Origin of the sequence: Variovorax sp. S12S4 (genome assembly GCF_023195515.1) — a bacterium.
Lineage (GTDB): Bacteria > Pseudomonadota > Gammaproteobacteria > Burkholderiales > Burkholderiaceae_C > Variovorax.
The window spans coordinates 5,765,993-5,784,216 of record NZ_JALPKR020000002.1; the positions used below are offsets into that span (position 1 = coordinate 5,765,993).

Sequence of the window (18,224 nt, forward strand, 5' to 3'; positions counted from 1 at the left end):
CTCTCGATGCCCGAGTTCTTCTCGGCCCCCGCCTTCGCGCTCTGGGGCTCTCCGGTCAGCTGGCTCGAACTCGTCGCTGCCGTCCTGGCGCTGGCCATGGTCGGCTGCAACATGCGCGAAATCCATTGGGGCTGGCCGCTCGCCATCGTCAGCTCGCTGCTTTACGTGGCGGTGTTCGCAGAGGCGCGCATTTATGGCGACGCCTCGCTTCAGGTGTTCTTCGCGGTCGTCGCGTTCTGGGGCTGGTTTCAATGGCTGCGGGGCCACCGCGCCGACGGCAGCGCACTGCGTGTCAGCCGGCTGTCGCCGCGCGGCATTGCTTTTGCGCTGGTGGCCTGCGCGGTGGCGTGGCCGGCGGTCGCCCTCTTCCTGCACCGCTTCACCGACAGCGATGTGCCCTGGTGGGACGGCTTCGCCACCGGGCTCAGCCTGGTCGGCCAGTTCCTGCTCGGGCGCAAGTTCATCGAGAACTGGCTGGTGTGGCTGGCGGTGAACATCGTGAGCGTGGGCCTGTTCGTCCACAAGGGCCTGTGGCTCACCGTCGGGCTCTACGCGGTGTTCGCGGTGCTCAGCCTGGCGGGTTTTCTTGCATGGCGCTCGCGCATGCACGATGAGGCCGCGCGCGCATGACGCCCATGCTGCCGGTTGGCTGCGTCATTGCACTGCTGGGCGCCGAGAGCACGGGCAAGACCGAGCTCGCCCGCGCGCTCGTGCAGCGCCTGCAGGAGCGCGGCATTGCAGCCACGCTGGTGGCGGAATACCTGCGCGAGTGGTGCGAACGCGAAGGCCGCACGCCTCGCCCCGATGAGCAACGCGCCATCGCCAACGAGCAAACGCGCCGCATCGACGCCGCGGCCGCCTCGGGCGCGGTGGTGGCCGACACCAGGGCGCTCATGACCGCGGTGTACAGCGAGCAACTGTTCGGCGACACATCCCTTTACGCCGATGCGCTCGCTGCCCAGCGGCGCTATGCCATCACGCTGCTCACCGCGCTCGACATCCCCTGGGTTGCCGATGCGATGCGCGACGGCGACCACGCGCGCGAGCCGACGGACACGCTGGTGCGCGCGGCGTTGTCGGGCGCCGGGCTTTCATTCGCCGTGGTGCATGGCAGCGGCGGTGAAAGACTCTCCAATGCCTGGAACGCCATCAACTCCATCGCCGGCAACGAAGGCCAGGCCCGGGCACGAGGAAGCCGCGGCGACGCGAAACCCACCTCCTGGTCATGGCCTTGCGAGAAATGCTCCGACCCGGAATGCGAACATCGTCTGTTCAGCGACCTCCTTGGCCGCCGCGATAACCCGTCAAAACCCAACTCGGAGATCTGATGTTCCCGCTTGGTATCTCTCGTCTTGCCCGTCTTCTTTGTCTCGTCGGCCCGGCCCTGCTGGCAGCCGGAACCGCTACGGCGGCGCCGGTTGCCGCCACCGTGGAAAACGCCACCACGACCACCGCTTGTGCCGAAGAAGACAACGTCTCGCTGGTGCTGAGCGGCGAAGGCATCCGGCGCATGCGCATCGAGGCGCTGCAGCCGGCATACCTGGACAGCATCGGCAAGGACATCACCGCGCCCGACTTTTCGGGCTGCAACTTCGACGGCGGTGCGCACCCCACCGATCCCGCGCACAAGTTCAAGCCGCGCCGCGTGGTACTGCTCGACGACGCGCAGTGGCGCATCGTCGGCATGACGCTGCCCAGCTTCTGGCGCCCGCAGCAGGTGCCGGTGCGCGTGGGCGCGCGCACCGACCGCGGCTTTCACCTGCTGCAGATCTTCCGCAAAGAAGAAGGCAAGGTGCTCGAGGCGCTGGTGCTCTACCCGGCAGACGGCTACTGGCGCATCAAGCCGCTGCCGGAAGAACGCTTCGGCGACGGCGTGTATGGCTCGTCGTTCCTGCTCGGCCCGGTCGAGCAAGACAGCAGGCCGGTGGTCGACATTGCATCGATCCGCATCGTGCCCAAGCCGCTGGCCATTCACCTGCGCTTTGCCAGGGGCGGCAGCGCCGTGGCCAAGGTGTCCGAAATCAGCCGCACGCGCACCGCGCTCGATGTCAGGCTTTCTTCGCCGACCGCCGATACACGGCCCTTTGCGGTGCTGCGCTCGATGTACGTTGCGGCCGACAATGCCGACGTGAGCGAGGTGCGGTGGCGGGAATCCCCCGATGCCGCGGAGCAGGTGCTGCCCCTGCCTGAAGTGAAGGCGCTGAGCGGCACGCAGATGCGCTTCGGGCGCAGCCTGCCTTCGCGCCACAACACGAGTGCACCCGATATCTCGTTCAGCGATTTCGACGACGCGGTTCCGCGCTGACATCCCGCCGAGGCTGACGGGCTGCGTCGGCCGTGGCTAGCCGGCGCGCCGAACCTCGCTCGGCGTGGCGCCGAGCACGCGGCGCATGCAGCGCGCCATGTGGCTCTGGTGCGCAAAGCCGCTTTCCAGCGCCACCTGGCTCGCAGCCATGCCGCTGCGCACCAGCAGGCCGCGCGCACGGTCGACGCGCCGGTGAACCACGTATTCATGCACCGGCAAGCCCGTGGAGCGCTTGAACTGCGTCTTCAGGTGCGATGCGCTCAGGCCCGCCACCTCGGCCAGCCTGGCCAGCGAAAGATCGCCCTCCAGGTGGGTTTCGATGTAGTCGGTCACGCGGCGCAGCTGCGGACGGGTGAGCCCCTGCACCGGTGCGGTTTCGTGCAGGCGGTGTCCGCCGAGCAGGTGCGCCGCCAACGCGGTGCCCAGGCTGTCCGCGTAGAGGGTGCCGTTGGGAAAGCCGGCGCGCCGTTCGGCGTCGAGCGCCCATGCAATGTGCTCGATGTGCGCATCGCGCAGCTGATGGCGCTCCGCCAGGCTCGCGCGGTCGGCCGGCAGGCCCATTTCCTCGGCGGTGCGCTGCAGCAGCGAGGGCGGCATGTGCACCACCAGCGACGTGCTGGCAGCGTCCTCGTGCCAGACGTCGGAGCTGCCGGCGGGCAGGATGTCGATGTCACCGCGCGTGTAGCGGAACTTGTGCAGCTTGCAAGCACCGTTGACGGGCGCGCCCGCATGCACCTTGATGCGGTGGTCGGGCACGGCCTCGAAGCCGACCACGCCGCCGGGCGTGTGGCGCACGTGCACGTTCAGATGGGTGTCGGAGGGGGCGCGATCGCTCATCGGGCAATTATCCGGCGTGCCGGCAAAGCATGCTCGCGCGCCTTCGTCCGTTCGTGCTGCACCGCGGCCGAATGTGCGCGACCGGGTCGGCCGCTTTCCGGATCATCCGCAGCCATGAATACAACCACTCAAGACTCGCGATCCATGGACTCCCCTGCGAACAACAAATACGCCGGCAAGAAGGCCGTCATTACCGGCGGCACCATCGGCATGGGCCTGGCCACCGCCCAGGCGCTGCTCGAAGGCGGCGCCGAAGTGCTCGTGACAGGCCTGAACCCGAAGAACCTCGAAGCCGCGCGCCGCACCCTGGGGCCCCGCGCCCATGTCGTGGCGTCGGACACCGGCTCGCTAGCCGACATCGACGCGCTCGCGGCGCTCGCCCGCGAAAAGCTCGGCCACATCGACCTGCTGCACATCAACGCGGGCATCTCGACGCTGGAGCCCTTCGAGCAGGTGACCGAAGCCGGCTACGACCGCGCTTTCGCGATCAACACCAAGGGCCCGTTCTTCACCGTGCAGCGCCTCGTGCCGCTGATGCGCGCGGGCAGCGCCATCGTCGTTACCTCGTCCATCGCGGACAAGGGCGGCATGCATGGCCTGAGCGTCTACAGCGCGACCAAGGCCGCGCTGCGTTCCTTCGCCTCGGGCTTTGCGGCGGAGCTGGTGGGACGCGGCATCCGGGTCAACGTGGTGAGCCCCGGCTTCATCGACACGCCCACGCTCGGCATCGCCGATGCGACGGCAGAGGAGCGCGCCGAGTTCATCCGCCTGGGCGACCAGATCACGCCGATGCGGCGCCACGGCACGGCCGAAGAGGTGGCCCGCGCGGTGCTCTTCTTCGCCTTCGAGGCGACCTTCACGACAGGGGCGCGGCTCACGGTCGATGGCGGCCTGGGCCAGAACCTCACGCCGGCCGCCGCCTGAACTTGAATTGCAATCAAAAAGAAAGAACGAACACATGACCGACGTTTCCCTCATCGGCCTCGGCCCCATGGGCATCGCACTCGCCCGAGCGCTTCAATCCCGGCACACGCTGACGGTGTGGAACCGCACCGCCGAGCGCGCTACACCCATCCTCAGCCAAGGCACCGTGCTCGCGCCCAGCGCCCTTGCGGCCGTCCAGGCCAGCCCCGTGGTGCTGGTCTGCGTGGCCGACTACGCGGCCTCCCGGTCGATCCTGGCCACGCCCGGCGTGGCCGATGCGCTGCGCGGCAAGGTGCTGGTGCAGTTGAGCACCGGCACGCCGCAGGATGCACGCGACGACTGGGCCGCCCTGAGCGGCGTGGCCTACCTCGACGGCGCCCTGCTCGCCACGCCCGGCCAGATCGGCCGGCCCGACACGCCGCTTTTCATCTCCGGCGAAGAGCGCGCGCTGGCGAGTTGCCGGCCGGTGCTCGAAGCCATCGCAGGAAACATCCTGTACATGGGCGAGCCCATCGGCAACGCGGCGGCCTGGGACCTCGCCACGCTCTCGTGCATGTTCGGCGCCATGAGCGGGTTTTTCCACGGCGTGCGCATCTGCGAATCCGAAGGATTGAAGGTGAACGAGTTCTCGCAGATGATCGGCGCGATTTCTCCGGTGCTCGGCGAAATGATCGATGCCGAGGGACAAGCCATCCACGCCGGCCGCTACGGCGAGCCCGAAAGCTCGATGGCCACCTGCGCGGGCTCCGGCCGGCTCTTCGTGAAGCAGGCGCGCGAGGCAAAGCTCGACGCGAGCTTTCCGGATTTCCTGATGGGCTTGTTCGACCGCGCGCTGGGCGCAGGCCTTGCGAACGAGCGACTGGCCGCAATGATCAAGGTGCTGCGGCAGCCCGCCTGAGCGAGCGCGACGAGCGCGAGGAAGGCCCCGCGACCTATTGCACCACGGGGCTCGCGGGCACTTGGTCGCCAGGCGGCGTGAATATCTGCGCCGTGTCGACCGCATCGAAGCGGTACTGCTTGCCGCAGAAGTCGCAGCCCACCTCGATGTCGCCGCGCTCGGCCAAGATTTCTTCGGCTTCCTGCACGCCGAGCCCGCGGATCATCTGCGCCACGCGGTCGCGTCCGCAGGTGCAGGCAAAGTGCGGGCCGAGCAAGCCCATCTGCGGTTCGAAGCGCAGCAGCTTCTCTTCCCAGAACAGGCGGCGAAGAATAGTCTCGACGTCGAGCGTCAGCAGCTCGTCGCGCGTCAGGGTCGACGCCAGAATCGAGATGCGGTTGTAGTCCTCGTTGCGGCCGATCTGGTCTTCGTTGGCCTGATCGTGGTCCTTGTCGGAAGTACCACCCGACGAACCTTCGAGATTGCCCTCGCCCTTGACCGGCAGGCGCTGGATCAACAGGCCCGCGGCCACCTTGTCGTCGGCCGCGAGCACCAGCGTGGTGTCGAGCTGCTCGCTCTGCAGCATGTAGTGCTGCAGCACGTCGCTCAGCTTGCCGAGCTTCTCGCCGTCGTCGTCGAAGAGCGGCACCACGCCCTGGTAGGGCGTCGTGCCCGGCAGCTTGTCCTTGGGGTCGAGCGTGATCGCGCAGCGGCCCTTGTTGTTCTCGTTGACCATGTCGGGCAGGCGCGCATCGGCCGGCAGCTCGCCGATGACCTTGGCGGTGGCACGCAGGCTCAGGTCGGGCTTGGCCTCGGCCACGGCCACCTTGACCGGGCCGTCGCCGAAGATCTGCAGGATCAACGAGCCGTTGAACTTGATGTTGGCCTGCATCAGCGTGGCCGCGGCGGTCATTTCGCCGAGCAGCTCGGCCACGGGCGGCGGATAGGCGCCGGTGGTGGTGTTGGAGGCGCGCCGCGCCAGGATTTCCTGCCACGCATCTGTCAGGCGCACGATCACGCCGCGCACCGGCAGGCCATCGAACAGGAATTTGTGCAGCTCGCTCAAAACGGATTTCTTTCGGTTGTGCCTGAATGGGGTCAGGCGATTTTTTTCAAGCCCTTCGCATAACGAACGGCGTTTGCTACGTAATGTTCGGAGCCGTGGCGCAAGCGGGCGGCGTCTTCGTCGCTGATCGTGCGCATGACCTTGGCGGGCGAACCGAAGATCAGCGAGTTGTCGGGAAACTCCTTGCCTTCGGTCACGACGCTGCCGGCGCCGACAATCGAGTTGCGGCCGATCTTCGCGTTATTCAAGACCACGGCCTGGATGCCGATCAGCGAGTTGTCGCCAATGGTGCAGCCGTGCAGCATGACCTGGTGGCCGATGGTGACGTTCTCGCCGATGGTCAGTGGGCTGCCCGGGTCCGAATGCAGCATCGACATGTCTTGCACGTTGCTGTTGCGACCGATGGTCATCGTCTCGTTGTCTCCGCGCAGCACCGCGCCAAACCAGATGCTCGCGTTTTCACCCAACTTCACGTTGCCGATCACTTCCGCGCTGTCGGCCACCCATGCGCCGGTGCCGAGTTGCGGCGCAACGCCGTCGAGTTCATAAAGGGCCATCGTGAAGGTCTCCGAACGGGGCAAAAACTAGAATTGTAGGGATGCACCCCCGATTGAGCGCGTTGGCCGCGCTGCGACTGACCGACCCTGAAGCCAAGGTGGCTGCGACACGCGCCACGGCTGCACTGGCAGCTACCGAATCCATAGCACTTGAATCCCTGCGGACCGAAGGGGACGATGTTGGCGTGCCGGGCCGCCCCGAACGGCCGGTGCGCGTGGCCGCCACCGCCGTGCAAAAGCGCTCCCCCTTCACGCCCGAAGGCCGCGCCGCGCTGATCCATTCGATCTGCCACATCGAGTTCAATGCCATCAACCTCGCGCTCGACGCGGTGTGGCGCTACGACGGCATGCCCGAGGCCTACTACCGCGACTGGCTGCGCGTGGCCGACGAGGAGGCCCAGCACTTCACGCTGCTGCATGCGCACCTGCAGGGCATGGGATACCGCTACGGCGACTTTCCGGGCCACGACGGGCTCTGGAGCATGTGCGAGAAGACCAAGGACGACGTGCTCGCGCGCATGGCGCTGGTGCCGCGCACGCTCGAGGCCCGCGGACTCGACGCCACGCCGCTCATCCAGGCGAAGCTCAAGCGCGTCAACACGCCCGATGCGCTGCGCGCGGTCGAGATCCTCGACATCATCCTGCGCGACGAGGTGGGCCATGTTGCGATCGGCAACCGTTGGTACCGTTGGCTTTGCGATCGCGCCGGCCGCGACCCCGAACAGACCTACCCCGAGCTCGTGGCGCATTACGAAGCGCCGCGCCTGAAGCCGCCGTTCAACTTCGAGGCACGCGAGCGCGCCGGCTTCAGCGCTGAAGAGATGCGCGCACTTTCGGCCGGCGCCAAGACTGAGTAGAAGAAGAACAACAAGGCCTACGCAGGCCTGGCGTGCACCACCAGCTTGGGCGCGAAGTTCTGCAGCACATCGCCGTTCTGGTTGAGGGTGCGGCAGCGCATCGTCACCATCGCGCGGCCGGGCTTGGAACGCGACGGAACGATTTCGACCACCTCGCCCTCCACATGCAGCACGTCGCCTGGCCGCGTGGGCTTGGGCCATTGCAGTTCGCCGCCTGAACCGATGATGCCGTCCGCCAATGGAATGCCGCTCTCCACCAGCAGCTTCATGGTAAGCGCCGCCGTGTGCCAGCCGCTTGCCGCGAGACCGCCGAAGAAGGTGTTCTTCGCGGCCTCTTCGTCGGTGTGGAAAGGCTGCGGATCGAACTGGAGCGCAAAGGCCTTGATCTGCGCCGCGTCCAGCGTGTGCTCGCCGCTGCGGAAACGATCGCCGACCGACAGGTCTTCGAGGTACAGCGCGCGCTTGGCGCCGGGGTCGTCAGGGAGTGCCGCCATGAGGGTTCCTTGTAGTGCCTGCGCGCATTCTCCAACCTTCAGACGCGTTCGAGGATGGTGGCAATGCCCTGCCCACCGCCGATGCATTGCGTGGCCAGCGCGTAGCGGCCCTTCTCGCGCGCCAGCAGGGCCGCGGCCTTGCCGGTGATGCGCGCACCCGTCGCACCCAGTGGATGGCCGATGGCAAGCCCTCCACCGTCGAGATTGACCTTGGCCGGATCGAGCCCCAGGTCGCGAATGCAGGCCAGCGCCTGCGACGAGAAGGCTTCATTGAGTTCGATCACATCAAGATCGGCGGCGCTCAAGCCCGCGCATGCCAGCGCCTTGCGCGTCGCGGGAATCGGGCCGATGCCCATGATTGCCGGGTCCACGCCCACCGTCGCGAAGGACCTGATGCGGGCCAGCGGCTGCAGGTTGTGCTTTGCTGCAAAGGCGTCGCTGGTAACGAGCACCACCGCAGCGCCGTCGGTGAGCGGCGACGAGGTGCCGGCCGTTACCACGCCATCGGGGCGGAACGCCGGCTTCAGGCCCGCCAGCGCCTCGGGCGAGGTGCTCGGCCGAATGCAGCCGTCCGCATCGATCACGTCGCCGGATGCCAGCCGCACCGGCACGATCTCTCCTGCCAGCCGGCCCTCAGCGCGCGCGGCCGCGGCCTTGCGGTGCGACTCGACCGCAAAGGCCTCCTGGTCGGCGCGGCTCACGTTCCAGCGCTGCGCAACGTTCTCGGCCGTCTCGCCCATCGAGATGTAGGCGTCGGTGCTTTCCTTCAGCTCGGGGTTGGGAGAGAAGTTGAAGCCGCCCTGCGGCACCATCGTCATCGACTCCACCCCCACGCACAAAAAGGCCTCGCCCATGCCCGCCTCGATCTGCGCCGCGGCAATGTGCACGGCCTGCATCGACGAGCCGCAGAAGCGGTTCACCGTCATGCCGCCCACCTCGTGCGGCAGCCCCGCCAGCAAGCCGACGATGCGCGCGAGGTTGTTGCCCTGCGAGGCTTCAGGGTAGGCGCATCCGAGAACGATGTCTTCGAGCAGCGCGGGATCGAGATCGGTGCTCTGCAGCAGGCCGCTCACCACGCCGGCGGCCAGCGTGTCGGGGCGAACCTCCGCAAGTGCGCCCTTCTTCGCGAAGTGGAACGGCGAGCGGGCGTAGGCGGAAATGACGGCTTTCATGAAGATGCTCCTTGTGGCAAGCCTACCATCCAATCGGTAGGCAACAGGGTCAAAAAATAAGCACGTCGATGCGTGCCTGCGATCCGCCCGGCGTCAACCGGGCAATGAACTCTTGAGCTGCGCGATGGCTTCGTCGAAGTCTTCGGCGCGGCCCGTCATGCGCGACGCGAGCAGCGCGCCCTGGCACACCGAAAAGACATATGCCGCCAGCGAGGCCGCCGATGCGCCCTTCTTGTGCCCGGCCGGCGCCAGCGCGCCGAGCACGCCGGTGAGCCACAGCACCTGCGTGTTGCGCAACTCCTGCACGGCCTGGCGCAGCTCCTCATTGATGCAGTCCCAGCCGGGCGTCAGCGCTCCTGCGGGACACATGCCCGAACCCGCCTTGAGCGTGTTGCGGTACATGCGGAAATAGGATTCGAGTGCGTCCTTCGGCGCTCGCACTTTTGCGGCCTCCCAGTTCTTGAAGAGCTGGGTGGCCTCGCGTATCACCGCAATGCCCAGCGCTTCCTTGGTGGGAAAGTGGTGATACAGGCTCGCCTTGCGTATGCCGACCGCATCGGCCACGTCCTGGAAGCTGAAGCCCAGGTAGGAGCGCGTTTCAATCAGCGAGCGCGCCACCGCGAGGATCTGCTCGCGGGTGCTGCCGGTGGCAAGGGCTGTGGCGCTGGACATCTACCTACTATAAGGTAGGGAACAACGGTCTTGCAAGCGACAGAATCAATCGGCCTTGATGTTCGCCGCCTTGATGATCCGCCCGTTGCTCTCGAATTCCGAGGCAATTTCCTTCGCAAAGGCGGCCGGCGTGCCACCGGTGGGCACGTTGTCGGTGGCCGTGAGCTTGGCGCGCAGCTCAGGGCTGGCCAGTGCCTTGTTGATCTCGGCGTTGTATTTCGCAATCAGCGCGGGCGGCGTTGCCGCGGGCGCGAACACGCCGAACAACGAGTTGATGTTTGCGGCGTTGTAGCCAAGCTCGCCCAGCGTGGGCACCTGCGGCTGGCTCTCGAGCCGCGCGGGCGCGCCCACCGCCAGCGGACGCAGCTTGCCCGACTGGATGTGCGACGAAAGCGTGGGGCTCGCGTTGGTCGAAAGAATTTCGAACTGCCCGCCCAGCGCATCGTTGAGCTGCTGGCCGCCGCCCTTGTAGGGCACGTGCGTGATGTCCACGCCCGCGGCCGCCCTTACCTGCTCCAGCACGATGTGGCCGAGCGACGCCGGGCCCGAAGTGGCCCAGCGCACGGCGCCCGGCTGTGCCTTGGCATCGGCGATGAGCGCGCGGAAATCCTTCGACTTGCTGGCGGGCGTGGCAATCAGCAGCACCGGCGAATACATGACGCTCGAAACGGGCGCGATGTCTTTCAGTGGATCGAACGGCAGCTTGCCCAGGTGCGGGCTCAGCACCAGCGGGCTGATGGCCGAGAAGCCGAGCGTGGCGCCGTCGGGCGCGGCCTTGGCCACGGCGTCCATGCCGATGGCACCGCTGGCACCGGCGCGGTTTTCCACCACCACCGTGGTGCCCAGTTGGGCAGCAAGCTTGTCGCCGAGCGCGCGCGCCACCACGTCGCTGACGCCGCCCGCGGGGTACGCCACGATGAGTCGGATGGTCTTGGGAACGGTTTGCGCCTGTGCGCCCGGGCGGCGGCGCAACAAAGCGCCAAGGTGGCAAATAGCCGCGACGGCTTGAACGAAAAATGCATATCGGGTCCGGAAAAAATCATGGCTGACGGTCTGAAGAGACCGCCGATTCTGAATCAATGCGCAGCAGCGTGAGCGCGTTGCCCACGGCCTCGCCGCCGGCCGTGTTGTCGAAAATGCACCAGCATGCCGCGCCGTCTTCACGCGCCTGCCGCAGCCGCTTTGCAAGCCGCACAAGGAGCGCGTTGTCGTAAGCCGACCAATACCGCCGTGGCGAGCCGTGCAGCCGCAGGTACGCCAGCGCCGGCCACCCGCCCGGAGCCGCCGCCTCGTCGAACAGGACCGGATCGGCCAGCACACGGCCCACCTGGAACTGCGACAGCAACGCGTCCACCTGCGGCGTGAACCAGCTGCGATGCCGCGGCTCGAGCGCAACCGCGCCCCGGTGCCGCCGCCGCACCGCCGAAAGAAAACGCTTCACCGCGCCGGCATCGAAAGGCAGGCTGGGCGGAAGTTGCACGACGAGGCAGCCGAGCTTGTCGCCCAGTCCGCCGGCCTGTTCGAGAAAGGCATCGAACTCCGGCATGGCATCGAGCAGCCGTTTCTCGTGCGTGATGGATTGCGGCAGCTTGACCGCAAAGCGAAAACCCTCTGGTGTGCTCGCGGCCCAGCGCTCGTAGGTTTCGCGCCGGTGCGGCCGGTAGAACGAGGTGTCGATTTCTACCGCATCGAAGCGATGGGCATAGCGTTCCAGGTGCGAACCTCTGGCCGGAAACTCCGGCCACAACGCACGCGGCAGGCTCCAGCCGGCGCAACCGATGTGCAGTGGTGGCAGCGGCATCGCGCGGTCCATTCGCCCGGCCCTCAGCCCCGCGGATGATGCTGTGAATGCAGCTGCTTGAGCCGCTCGCGCGCTACGTGGGTGTAGATGGTCGTCGTCGAAATGTCGGCGTGGCCCAGCAGCAGTTGCACCGCGCGCAGGTCGGCGCCATGGTTCAGCAGGTGGGTGGCAAACGCGTGGCGCAAGGTGTGCGGCGACAGGGGCACGTGAATGCCCGCGGCCGCGGCCTGCTTCTTCACGATGACCCAGAACATCACGCGCGTCATGCCCGCGCCGCGCGAGGTCACGAACAGGTCGGGCGTCTGCTGCCCATCGAGGATGACGGGCCGCGACTCCTCCAGGTAGCGTTCTATCCAGCGCCGCGCCTCGCCGCCGAACGGCACCAGGCGTTCCTTGTTGCCCTTGCCCAGCACGCGCAGCACGCCGTCGTTGAGGCTCATGTCGATGGCCTTGAGCGAAACGAGTTCGCTCACGCGCAGCCCGCTCGCATACATCAGCTCGAGCATGGCGCGGTCGCGCAACCCGAGCGGTGTTTCCACATCGGGCGCGGCCAGCAGGTCGTCCACCTGCTTTTCCGACAGGGTCTTGATGGCACGCGGCATCTGCCGTGCCGGCGCGAGCCTCAGGCTGGGGTCGGCCGAAATGCGCCGCTCGCGCAATGCCCAGCGGTAATAGCGCTTGAACACGGTCAGCCGCCGGTTGGCCGACGTGGCCTTGCCCTTGGTGGAAAGACGCACGCCCATGTAGGCCTGCAGATCGTTTTCCTTCGCGGTGTCGAGCGCCGCGCCGCTGCGCTCCTTGCGAAGCCACTGCGCGAACAATGCCAGGTCGCGGCGGTAGGCGGCGAGCGTGTTCTTCGACAGCCCGTCCTCCAGCCAGAGGGCATCGATGAAGTCGTCGATTTCGGGGGTTTGTACGGCGGCCGCCTCGGTCATGCTCGCAAGATATCAAAAAGAAGATCTGCCAAAGAAAAAGGCCGCCCGTGGCGCGGGCGGCCTGTTCGCAAGAAGCAGGATCAGTCGAGCTTCAGCTTCTGCTTGGCGACCACCTGCTTGTAGACGTCGTATTCGGCCTTGATCTGCGCGGCAAACTGCTCAGGCGTGTTGGCCACGATCAGCGAGCCGGTGTCTTCGATGCGCTTCTTCACGGCCGGGTCTTCCACCGACTTCTTCACGCCGGCGTTGATCTTGTCGACCACTTCCTTCGGCAGGCCCTTGGGGCCGAGGATGCCGTAGTAGGCCATGCGATTGACCGGCTCGAGCCCCACTTCCTTGAAGGTCGGTACATTGGGAAGCGCGGCAAGGCGCTGCGGCGCCGACACCACGATGGGGATCAGTCGGCCGCTCTGGATGAAGGGCATGGCCGACGGAATGTTGTCGAACATGATCGGCACCTGGCCAGCCACCACGTCGTTCAGCGCCGGGCCCGCGCCGCGATACGGGATGTGCGTGACGAAGGTGTTGGTCAGGCTCTTGTAGAGCTCCATCAGCAGGTGGCCGATGCCGCCCGTGCCCGACGAGGCGTACGAATACTTGCCGGGGTTCTTCTTGAGCTCGGCCACGAACTCGGCGTAGTTCTTGGCCGGGAAGCTCGGGTTCACCGCAATGATGTTCGGCGTGGCCGCAATGTTGATGATCGGCGTGAAATCGTTGACCGGGTCGTACGGCACCTTGGGGTTGATGGCCGGGTTGGCCGCCGTGCTCGAGACCGTGGCAACGCCGAGCTTGTAGCCGTCGGGCGTGGCGCGCGCCGTTTCGGCCGCGCCCACAATGCCGCCGCCACCGGCGCGGTTGATCACCACCACCGGCTGGCCCAGCACCTTGCCCAGGGGGTCGGAAATCACGCGCGCCACGATGTCCGTGGTGCCGCCCGGTGCAAAGGGCACGCTCAGTTCGACCGGCTTGTTCGGATAGCCCTGCGCGAAGCTCTGGCCCGCGGCCGCGACCAGCGCGGCGGCACCCACCATGGCGCCCCATTGACGACGTTGCATCTATAACTCCTTGATTGACTGATGTCGAAAAAGCAAAGCCCCGGATGCTAGCCGCTTCGCGCCTGGGCGGTGCTGTGGATTACCCATGGCCGCCGACGGTTTATGCTCGAAGCGGTGAACTTCGCCCAGCTGCTCTTTCCGGATTTTTCGCTCATTGCCATCGGTTGGCTGCTCTGCCGCTACACCGCGCTCGACCGCCGCGTGTGGGACCAGGTCGAGAGCCTGGTGTACTACTTTCTTTTCCCGGTGCTGCTGTTCCATTCGATCGTGCGCAGCCCGCTCGATTTTGGCGCCACCTCGAGCCTGCTCACGGCGGGCGTCGGCGTGGGGCTCAGCGGCATTGCGCTGGCCTATGCCCTGCCCTACGTGCCGGGCCTGCGCTCGCACATCGACCGGCGCGACCATGCGGCGAGCGCGCAGATCGCGTTCCGCTTCAACTCCTTCATCTGCCTTGCGCTTGCCGAACGGCTGGCCGGGCCGCAGGGCCTGTTGCTGATTGCGGTGCTGATCGGCGTGTGCGTGCCGATGTTCAACATTGCGGCGGTGTGGCCCATGGCGCGGCATGCGCAGAGCGGCTTTGCGCGGCAGCTGGTGCGCAACCCGCTGATCGTCGCCACGCTGGCGGGCCTGCTGGCCAACCTGCTGGGCTTCACCGTTCCGAACTGGGCCACGCCGACGCTCACGCGAATCGGCGCCGCCTCACTCGCGCTCGGCCTGCTGGCTGCGGGCGCGGGCATGCAGTTCGCCACGCTGGGGCGCGGCAAGGTGCTGGCGGTTTCGGTGTTGTCGATCCGGCACCTGTTGCTGCCGCTGGTTGCCTGGGGCCTGTCTCGTGCGCTGCGGCTGGATGCAACCCAGGCTTCCGTGCTGATGGCGTTCTCCGCGGTGCCTACGGCCTCGAGCGCCTATGTGCTCGCGGCGCGCATGGGCTACAACGGACCGTATGTGGCTGGACTCGTGACCCTGTCCACGCTGCTCGGCGTGGTCAGCCTGCCGTTCGCGCTGGCCTTGCCGCGCTAGGGCTGCTCGGCGTTCGGGCGCTGCGCCAGCGCCCACGCCACGTGCTCCCGCACCAGTTCGCTCGCATCCGATACCCGCGTGGCCAGGGCTTCCGCGGCGCCGCTCTCGCCCGCGCGCAGTGCGTTGCCCAGCGCCACGGCGATGTTGCGCAGCCAGCGCTCATGCCCGATGCGCCGGATGGGGCTGCCTTCGGTGAAGCGCAAGAAATCTTCCTCCGTCCAGGCAAAGAGCGAAGCCAGCGCCTGGCCCGTGAGCCCTTCGCGTGCGTCGAAATCGGGCAGCGCGCTCTTCTTCGCAAACTTGTTCCAGGGGCAGATCAGCTGGCAATCGTCGCAGCCGTAGATGCGGTTGGCCATCAGCGGCCGAAGCTCCAGCGGAATCGGCCCGCTGTGCTCGATGGTGAGATACGAAATGCAGCGCCGTGCGTCGAGCCGGTGCGGCGCGATGATGGCCTTTGTCGGGCACACGTCGATGCAGGCGCTGCAGCTGCCGCAATGCGCGGTGACCGGCTCGCTCTCGGGCAGCGCCATGTCGACATAGATCTCGCCAAGAAAGAACATCGAGCCCGCACTGCGGTCCAGCACCAGCGTGTGCTTGCCGCGCCAGCCCTGGCCGCTGCGCGATGCCAGCTCGGCTTCGAGCACGGGCGCCGAATCGGTGAAGGCACGGTGGCCGAAGGGGCCTACCTCCTCGGCGATGCGTTCAGCCAACTTTGCCAGCCGCGCACGCAGCACCTTGTGATAGTCGCGGCCGCGCGCATACACAGAGACGATGGCTTCGCCGGGACGCGCGAGCCGATCGAACTCGACAGCCTGCCAGTCGTCCAGCTGTGTGCCCCGCGGCAGGTAGTCCATGCGCGCGGTGATCACGCTCACCGTGCCCGGCACCAGTTCGGCGGGCCGCGCGCGGCGCGTGCCGTGCGTTGCCATGTATTTCATCTCGCCATGGAACCCATGGGCCAGCCATTGCATCAGACCTTCCTCGGCGCTCGATAAATCGACGCCCGCGATTCCGATTTGGGAGAATCCGAGTTCCCGGGCCAATGCCTGAATACGAGCAACGAGTGGATGGCTGACGATCACTTGCCGATTGTAGAAACGCCGAAGAACGCCGGCCGCACACTGCGCTGGCGCAGCGAGGAGGACACCGACGCCTTCGCTCGCGCGCTCGCGGCCGCACCCGCGTTGCGCGATGCCTTCATTGCGCTGCACGGCGACCTCGGCGCCGGCAAGACCACCTTCGTGCGCCACCTGCTGCGCGCGCTCGGCATCCAGGGCCGCATCAAGAGCCCGACCTATGCCGTGGTGGAGCCGCACGAGGCACCCGACGGCCTAGCAATCTTCCATTTCGACTTCTATCGATTCAACGATCCGCGCGAGTGGGACGACGCCGGCTTCCGTGACATTTTTGCCGGACCGGGGCTCAAGCTCGCCGAATGGCCAGAAAACGCTGCGGGCCGCACACCAATTGCGGACCTCGCTATTAAAATAGAAGCAATGACAGACGACACACGCAGCGTGACCCTTCTTGCGAACACTCCCCGCGGCAGCACTCTGCTGGCGCACATCGCCGCATGAAGGCGGGCGGCCTCAAGCGGCGCGTGCTCCTGCAGGGCGGCAGCATTGCGCTGATGCTCGGCGTGCACCAGATTGCGCGCGGCGCCACCATCCTCGCCGTTCGCGTGTGGCCCGCGGCCGACTACACGCGCGTCACCATCGAGTCCGATGCGCGGCTGCATTCGCAGCAGCTGGTGGTCGGCAGCCCGCCGCGGCTGGCGGTGGACATCGAAGGCATCGACCTCAACCCCGAGTTGCGCGAACTGGTCGGCAAGATCAAGCCCGGCGATCCGTACATCAACGGTCTGCGCGTGGGCCAGAACGCGCCGAAGGTCGTGCGCATCGTGTTCGACCTGAAGCAGGCCGTGGTGCCGCAGGTCTTCTCGCTTGCGCCCATTGCGGCGTACAAGCACCGGCTGGTGCTCGACCTCTACCCGGAAAAAGCCATCGACCCGATGGAAGCGCTGATCACCGAGCGCCTGCGCGAGGCACCGCGCAGCAATGGGAGCAGCAGCAACGACACCGCCGTGGCCACCGCGCCCTCGGTGCCGCCGCCCGCAGCACCTTCTTCGCGCCTGGCACCCGACGGCGGCCCGCCGATCCTCGTGCGGCCCTCGCCCAACGTGCCCGCGCCGCGCCCCACGCCCGGCAGCATCGCACCTCCCGCACCACCCGCCCGGCCGCCCGCCGTGGCCATGCCCCCGTCCGCGCCGGCGCCCGATCCGCTGGGCGAGCTGATGGCGCAGCAGGCCACGCGGCCCGGCCCCGCCGCGCCGCCGGCGCCTGTTGCACCTCCCGCAGCACCGCCCGCGGCACCTTCCGTGGCGGCGGCGCCGCCTCCCGCGCCCGCCCCGGCCTCGCGCGGCGGCGCCACCGCAAGCCGCACCGACCGCATCATCATCGTGGCGCTCGACCCCGGCCACGGCGGCGAAGACCCCGGCGCCATCGGCCCGAACGGCACGCGCGAGAAAGACATCGTGCTGCAAATCGCGCATCGCCTGCGCGACCGCATCAATTCCAGCAGCGTCGGCGGCAATCCGATGCGCGCGTTTCTCACGCGCGACGCCGACTTCTTCGTGCCGCTTGGCGTGCGCGTGCAAAAGGCGCGGCGCGTGCAGGCCGATCTTTTCGTGAGCATTCACGCCGATGCGTTCACCACACCGGCCGCGCGCGGCGCGAGCGTTTTTGCGCTGAGCCAGAGCGGCGCCTCGAGCAGCGCCGCGCGCTGGCTCGCCAACAAGGAAAACGAAGCCGACAAGGTCGGCGGCGTGAACGTGGGCAACCACGAGGCGCAGGTGCAGCGCGCGCTGCTCGACATGAGCACCACGGCGCAGATCAACGACAGCCTCAAGCTCGGCGGTGCCATGCTCGGCGAAATTCGCGGCATTGGCGCGCGGCTGCACAAGCCGCAGGTGGAGCAGGCAGGCTTCGCCGTGCTCAAGGCACCCGATATCCCGAGCGTGCTGGTCGAGACCGCGTTCATCAGCAACCCCGAGGAAGAAGCCAACCTGCGCAGCGTGAGCTACCAGGAAAGCCTTGCCGATGCGCTGATGCGCGGCATCCAGCGCTACTTTGCGCAGAACCCGCCGCTCGCGCGCAGCCGTCAGCTTTAAACCCTTGCGCGCCGCCCTGCTGTCCCACGCGGGGCGGCCCGTGGCACCGCACAGTCAGGCGCGGCAGGCTCCTACACGGGAGCCGGGCCGCTTTTGCCCATCATGAAGCCATCACTTTAGAAAGGTGGACATCATGAAAGCACGCATCTGGATTACCGCTGCAGCAGCGACTTCGGTCATGGCGCTCGCAGGTTGCGCTTCCGGTCCCAACCAGAACCTTGGCACGGGCGTTGGCGCACTCGGCGGCGCAGCGGTCGGCCACGCCATCGGCGGCAACACGGCCAGTACCCTGGGCGGTGCAGCCGTGGGCGGCGTGATCGGCAACCAAGTGGGCCGCAGTGTCGACGAACGCAACCAGCGCAACTACTACGAGAGCCAGCGCGCCTACCCGCCGGGCACCTACTACCCGCGCAACGGCCCGACCTACTGATCCTCTGGCAACCACCCATATTGAAGCGCGCCATCACTGGCGCGCTTTTTTAT

The 18,224-nt window shown here is 67.2% G+C and carries 21 protein-coding genes; 10 read left to right on the forward strand and 11 right to left on the reverse strand.

Annotation, left to right across the window (positions count from 1 at the left end; genetic code table 11):
* Window positions 1–6: 6 nt before the first annotated feature.
* The 3 genes from pnuC to M0765_RS28205 are packed head-to-tail and all read left to right on the forward strand — an operon-like array spanning window position 7 to window position 2,305.
* Window positions 7–630: a nicotinamide riboside transporter PnuC gene (gene pnuC / locus M0765_RS28195; RefSeq protein WP_258507814.1), complete on the forward strand. Its 624-nt coding sequence runs from the start codon at window positions 7–9 to the stop codon at window positions 628–630.
* Window positions 627–1,328: an ATP-binding protein gene (locus M0765_RS28200; RefSeq protein WP_258507816.1), complete on the forward strand. Its 702-nt coding sequence runs from the start codon at window positions 627–629 to the stop codon at window positions 1,326–1,328. The genes pnuC and M0765_RS28200 overlap by 4 nt, the downstream gene beginning before the upstream one ends.
* Window positions 1,328–2,305 carry a hypothetical protein gene (locus tag M0765_RS28205; protein WP_258507818.1) on the forward strand — a complete coding sequence of 326 codons (978 nt, stop codon included), beginning with the start codon at window positions 1,328–1,330 and terminating at the stop codon, window positions 2,303–2,305. The genes M0765_RS28200 and M0765_RS28205 overlap by 1 nt, the downstream gene beginning before the upstream one ends.
* A 36-nt stretch (window positions 2,306–2,341) precedes the next feature.
* On the opposite strand, the gene M0765_RS28210 is transcribed toward M0765_RS28205, so the two are convergent.
* Window positions 2,342–3,142 carry an AraC family transcriptional regulator gene (locus M0765_RS28210; protein ID WP_258507824.1) on the reverse strand — a complete coding sequence of 267 codons (801 nt, stop codon included), beginning with the start codon at window positions 3,140–3,142 and terminating at the stop codon, window positions 2,342–2,344.
* 144 nt (window positions 3,143–3,286) lie between these two features.
* Here M0765_RS28210 and M0765_RS28215 point away from each other — a divergent pair, with 144 nt between their 5' ends.
* Window positions 3,287–4,066 carry an SDR family oxidoreductase gene (locus M0765_RS28215; protein WP_258507825.1) on the forward strand — a complete coding sequence of 260 codons (780 nt, stop codon included), beginning with the start codon at window positions 3,287–3,289 and terminating at the stop codon, window positions 4,064–4,066.
* A gap of 34 nt (window positions 4,067–4,100) precedes the next feature.
* Entirely contained in the window at window positions 4,101–4,964 is an 864-nt protein-coding gene (locus M0765_RS28220; RefSeq protein WP_258507826.1) for an NAD(P)-dependent oxidoreductase, read from the forward strand.
* A 34-nt stretch (window positions 4,965–4,998) separates the two neighbouring features.
* Here M0765_RS28220 and hslO read toward each other — a convergent pair whose 3' ends face one another.
* Together hslO and M0765_RS28230 are read right to left on the reverse strand one after the other, a co-directional pair.
* On the reverse strand, window positions 4,999–6,009 hold the full coding sequence (hslO, locus tag M0765_RS28225) for an Hsp33 family molecular chaperone HslO (RefSeq protein ID WP_258507828.1): 1,011 nt from the start codon (window positions 6,007–6,009) through the stop codon (window positions 4,999–5,001).
* Between the two features lie 32 nt (window positions 6,010–6,041).
* Window positions 6,042–6,566: a gamma carbonic anhydrase family protein gene (locus M0765_RS28230; RefSeq protein WP_258507830.1), complete on the reverse strand. Its 525-nt coding sequence runs from the start codon at window positions 6,564–6,566 to the stop codon at window positions 6,042–6,044.
* A 41-nt stretch (window positions 6,567–6,607) separates the two neighbouring features.
* Here M0765_RS28230 and M0765_RS28235 point away from each other — a divergent pair, with 41 nt between their 5' ends.
* A complete protein-coding gene (locus tag M0765_RS28235) occupies window positions 6,608–7,423 on the forward strand; it encodes a ferritin-like domain-containing protein (protein ID WP_258507832.1) in 816 nt (271 codons plus the stop codon).
* 17 nt (window positions 7,424–7,440) lie between these two features.
* Here M0765_RS28235 and M0765_RS28240 read toward each other — a convergent pair whose 3' ends face one another.
* The 7 genes from M0765_RS28240 to M0765_RS28270 all read right to left on the reverse strand — a co-directional run bounded on the left by M0765_RS28240 (window position 7,441) and on the right by M0765_RS28270 (window position 13,552).
* The gene (locus tag M0765_RS28240; protein ID WP_258507834.1) at window positions 7,441–7,917 is read right to left on the reverse strand and encodes a MaoC family dehydratase; all 477 of its coding nucleotides are present in this window, start codon (window positions 7,915–7,917) and stop codon (window positions 7,441–7,443) included.
* A 38-nt stretch (window positions 7,918–7,955) separates the two neighbouring features.
* A complete protein-coding gene (locus tag M0765_RS28245; RefSeq protein WP_258507835.1) occupies window positions 7,956–9,089 on the reverse strand; it encodes a thiolase family protein in 1,134 nt (377 codons plus the stop codon).
* Window positions 9,090–9,182: 93 nt separating this feature from the next.
* Complete coding sequence (locus M0765_RS28250; RefSeq protein ID WP_258507837.1) at window positions 9,183–9,761, reverse strand: TetR/AcrR family transcriptional regulator; 579 nt, start codon at window positions 9,759–9,761, stop codon at window positions 9,183–9,185.
* Between the two features lie 45 nt (window positions 9,762–9,806).
* The gene (locus M0765_RS28255) at window positions 9,807–10,736 is read right to left on the reverse strand and encodes a Bug family tripartite tricarboxylate transporter substrate binding protein (RefSeq protein ID WP_258507843.1); all 930 of its coding nucleotides are present in this window, start codon (window positions 10,734–10,736) and stop codon (window positions 9,807–9,809) included.
* A 64-nt stretch (window positions 10,737–10,800) separates the two neighbouring features.
* Window positions 10,801–11,562: a DUF72 domain-containing protein gene (locus M0765_RS28260; protein ID WP_258507850.1), complete on the reverse strand. Its 762-nt coding sequence runs from the start codon at window positions 11,560–11,562 to the stop codon at window positions 10,801–10,803.
* 23 nt (window positions 11,563–11,585) lie between these two features.
* Window positions 11,586–12,497 carry a site-specific tyrosine recombinase XerD gene (xerD, locus tag M0765_RS28265; protein WP_258507852.1) on the reverse strand — a complete coding sequence of 304 codons (912 nt, stop codon included), beginning with the start codon at window positions 12,495–12,497 and terminating at the stop codon, window positions 11,586–11,588.
* 80 nt (window positions 12,498–12,577) lie between these two features.
* Window positions 12,578–13,552 carry a tripartite tricarboxylate transporter substrate binding protein BugE gene (locus tag M0765_RS28270; protein ID WP_258507853.1) on the reverse strand — a complete coding sequence of 325 codons (975 nt, stop codon included), beginning with the start codon at window positions 13,550–13,552 and terminating at the stop codon, window positions 12,578–12,580.
* 102 nt (window positions 13,553–13,654) lie between these two features.
* Here M0765_RS28270 and M0765_RS28275 point away from each other — a divergent pair, with 102 nt between their 5' ends.
* Window positions 13,655–14,572 carry an AEC family transporter gene (locus M0765_RS28275; RefSeq protein ID WP_258507854.1) on the forward strand — a complete coding sequence of 306 codons (918 nt, stop codon included), beginning with the start codon at window positions 13,655–13,657 and terminating at the stop codon, window positions 14,570–14,572.
* Here M0765_RS28275 and queG read toward each other — a convergent pair.
* Entirely contained in the window at window positions 14,569–15,654 is a 1,086-nt protein-coding gene (gene queG, locus M0765_RS28280) for a tRNA epoxyqueuosine(34) reductase QueG (protein ID WP_258507856.1), read from the reverse strand. The genes M0765_RS28275 and queG overlap by 4 nt on opposite strands.
* On the opposite strand from queG, the gene tsaE reads away from it, so the two are divergent.
* The 3 genes from tsaE (at window position 15,640) to M0765_RS28295 (ending at window position 18,171) form a co-directional block, all read left to right on the forward strand.
* On the forward strand, window positions 15,640–16,149 hold the full coding sequence (tsaE, locus tag M0765_RS28285; RefSeq protein ID WP_258507864.1) for a tRNA (adenosine(37)-N6)-threonylcarbamoyltransferase complex ATPase subunit type 1 TsaE: 510 nt from the start codon (window positions 15,640–15,642) through the stop codon (window positions 16,147–16,149). The genes queG and tsaE overlap by 15 nt on opposite strands.
* Window positions 16,146–17,741 (forward strand): N-acetylmuramoyl-L-alanine amidase, encoded by a 1,596-nt coding sequence (locus M0765_RS28290; protein ID WP_258507871.1) that lies wholly within the window; start codon window positions 16,146–16,148, stop codon window positions 17,739–17,741. The genes tsaE and M0765_RS28290 overlap by 4 nt, the downstream gene beginning before the upstream one ends.
* A 133-nt stretch (window positions 17,742–17,874) precedes the next feature.
* On the forward strand, window positions 17,875–18,171 hold the full coding sequence (locus tag M0765_RS28295) for a glycine zipper domain-containing protein (RefSeq protein WP_126748955.1): 297 nt from the start codon (window positions 17,875–17,877) through the stop codon (window positions 18,169–18,171).
* The last annotated feature ends 53 nt before the right edge of the window (window positions 18,172–18,224 follow it).

What these genes read in the sequence shown, in the direction of transcription:
- pnuC (WP_258507814.1), top strand. Translation starts at nt 7, where the DNA reads ATGCCCGAGTTCTTCTCGGCCCCCGCCTTCGCGCTCTGGGGCTCTCCG.
- M0765_RS28200 (WP_258507816.1), top strand. Translation starts at nt 627, where the DNA reads ATGACGCCCATGCTGCCGGTTGGCTGCGTCATTGCACTGCTGGGCGCC.
- M0765_RS28205 (WP_258507818.1), top strand. Translation starts at nt 1,328, where the DNA reads ATGTTCCCGCTTGGTATCTCTCGTCTTGCCCGTCTTCTTTGTCTCGTC.
- M0765_RS28210 (WP_258507824.1), bottom strand. Translation starts at nt 3,142, where the DNA reads ATGAGCGATCGCGCCCCCTCCGACACCCATCTGAACGTGCACGTGCGC.
- M0765_RS28215 (WP_258507825.1), top strand. Translation starts at nt 3,287, where the DNA reads ATGGACTCCCCTGCGAACAACAAATACGCCGGCAAGAAGGCCGTCATT.
- M0765_RS28220 (WP_258507826.1), top strand. Translation starts at nt 4,101, where the DNA reads ATGACCGACGTTTCCCTCATCGGCCTCGGCCCCATGGGCATCGCACTC.
- M0765_RS28230 (WP_258507830.1), bottom strand. Translation starts at nt 6,566, where the DNA reads ATGGCCCTTTATGAACTCGACGGCGTTGCGCCGCAACTCGGCACCGGC.
- M0765_RS28235 (WP_258507832.1), top strand. Translation starts at nt 6,608, where the DNA reads ATGCACCCCCGATTGAGCGCGTTGGCCGCGCTGCGACTGACCGACCCT.
- M0765_RS28240 (WP_258507834.1), bottom strand. Translation starts at nt 7,917, where the DNA reads ATGGCGGCACTCCCTGACGACCCCGGCGCCAAGCGCGCGCTGTACCTC.
- M0765_RS28245 (WP_258507835.1), bottom strand. Translation starts at nt 9,089, where the DNA reads ATGAAAGCCGTCATTTCCGCCTACGCCCGCTCGCCGTTCCACTTCGCG.
- M0765_RS28250 (WP_258507837.1), bottom strand. Translation starts at nt 9,761, where the DNA reads ATGTCCAGCGCCACAGCCCTTGCCACCGGCAGCACCCGCGAGCAGATC.
- M0765_RS28260 (WP_258507850.1), bottom strand. Translation starts at nt 11,562, where the DNA reads ATGCCGCTGCCACCACTGCACATCGGTTGCGCCGGCTGGAGCCTGCCG.
- xerD (WP_258507852.1), bottom strand. Translation starts at nt 12,497, where the DNA reads ATGACCGAGGCGGCCGCCGTACAAACCCCCGAAATCGACGACTTCATC.
- M0765_RS28270 (WP_258507853.1), bottom strand. Translation starts at nt 13,552, where the DNA reads ATGCAACGTCGTCAATGGGGCGCCATGGTGGGTGCCGCCGCGCTGGTC.
- M0765_RS28275 (WP_258507854.1), top strand. Translation starts at nt 13,655, where the DNA reads ATGCTCGAAGCGGTGAACTTCGCCCAGCTGCTCTTTCCGGATTTTTCG.
- tsaE (WP_258507864.1), top strand. Translation starts at nt 15,640, where the DNA reads ATGGCTGACGATCACTTGCCGATTGTAGAAACGCCGAAGAACGCCGGC.
- M0765_RS28290 (WP_258507871.1), top strand. Translation starts at nt 16,146, where the DNA reads ATGAAGGCGGGCGGCCTCAAGCGGCGCGTGCTCCTGCAGGGCGGCAGC.
- M0765_RS28295 (WP_126748955.1), top strand. Translation starts at nt 17,875, where the DNA reads ATGAAAGCACGCATCTGGATTACCGCTGCAGCAGCGACTTCGGTCATG.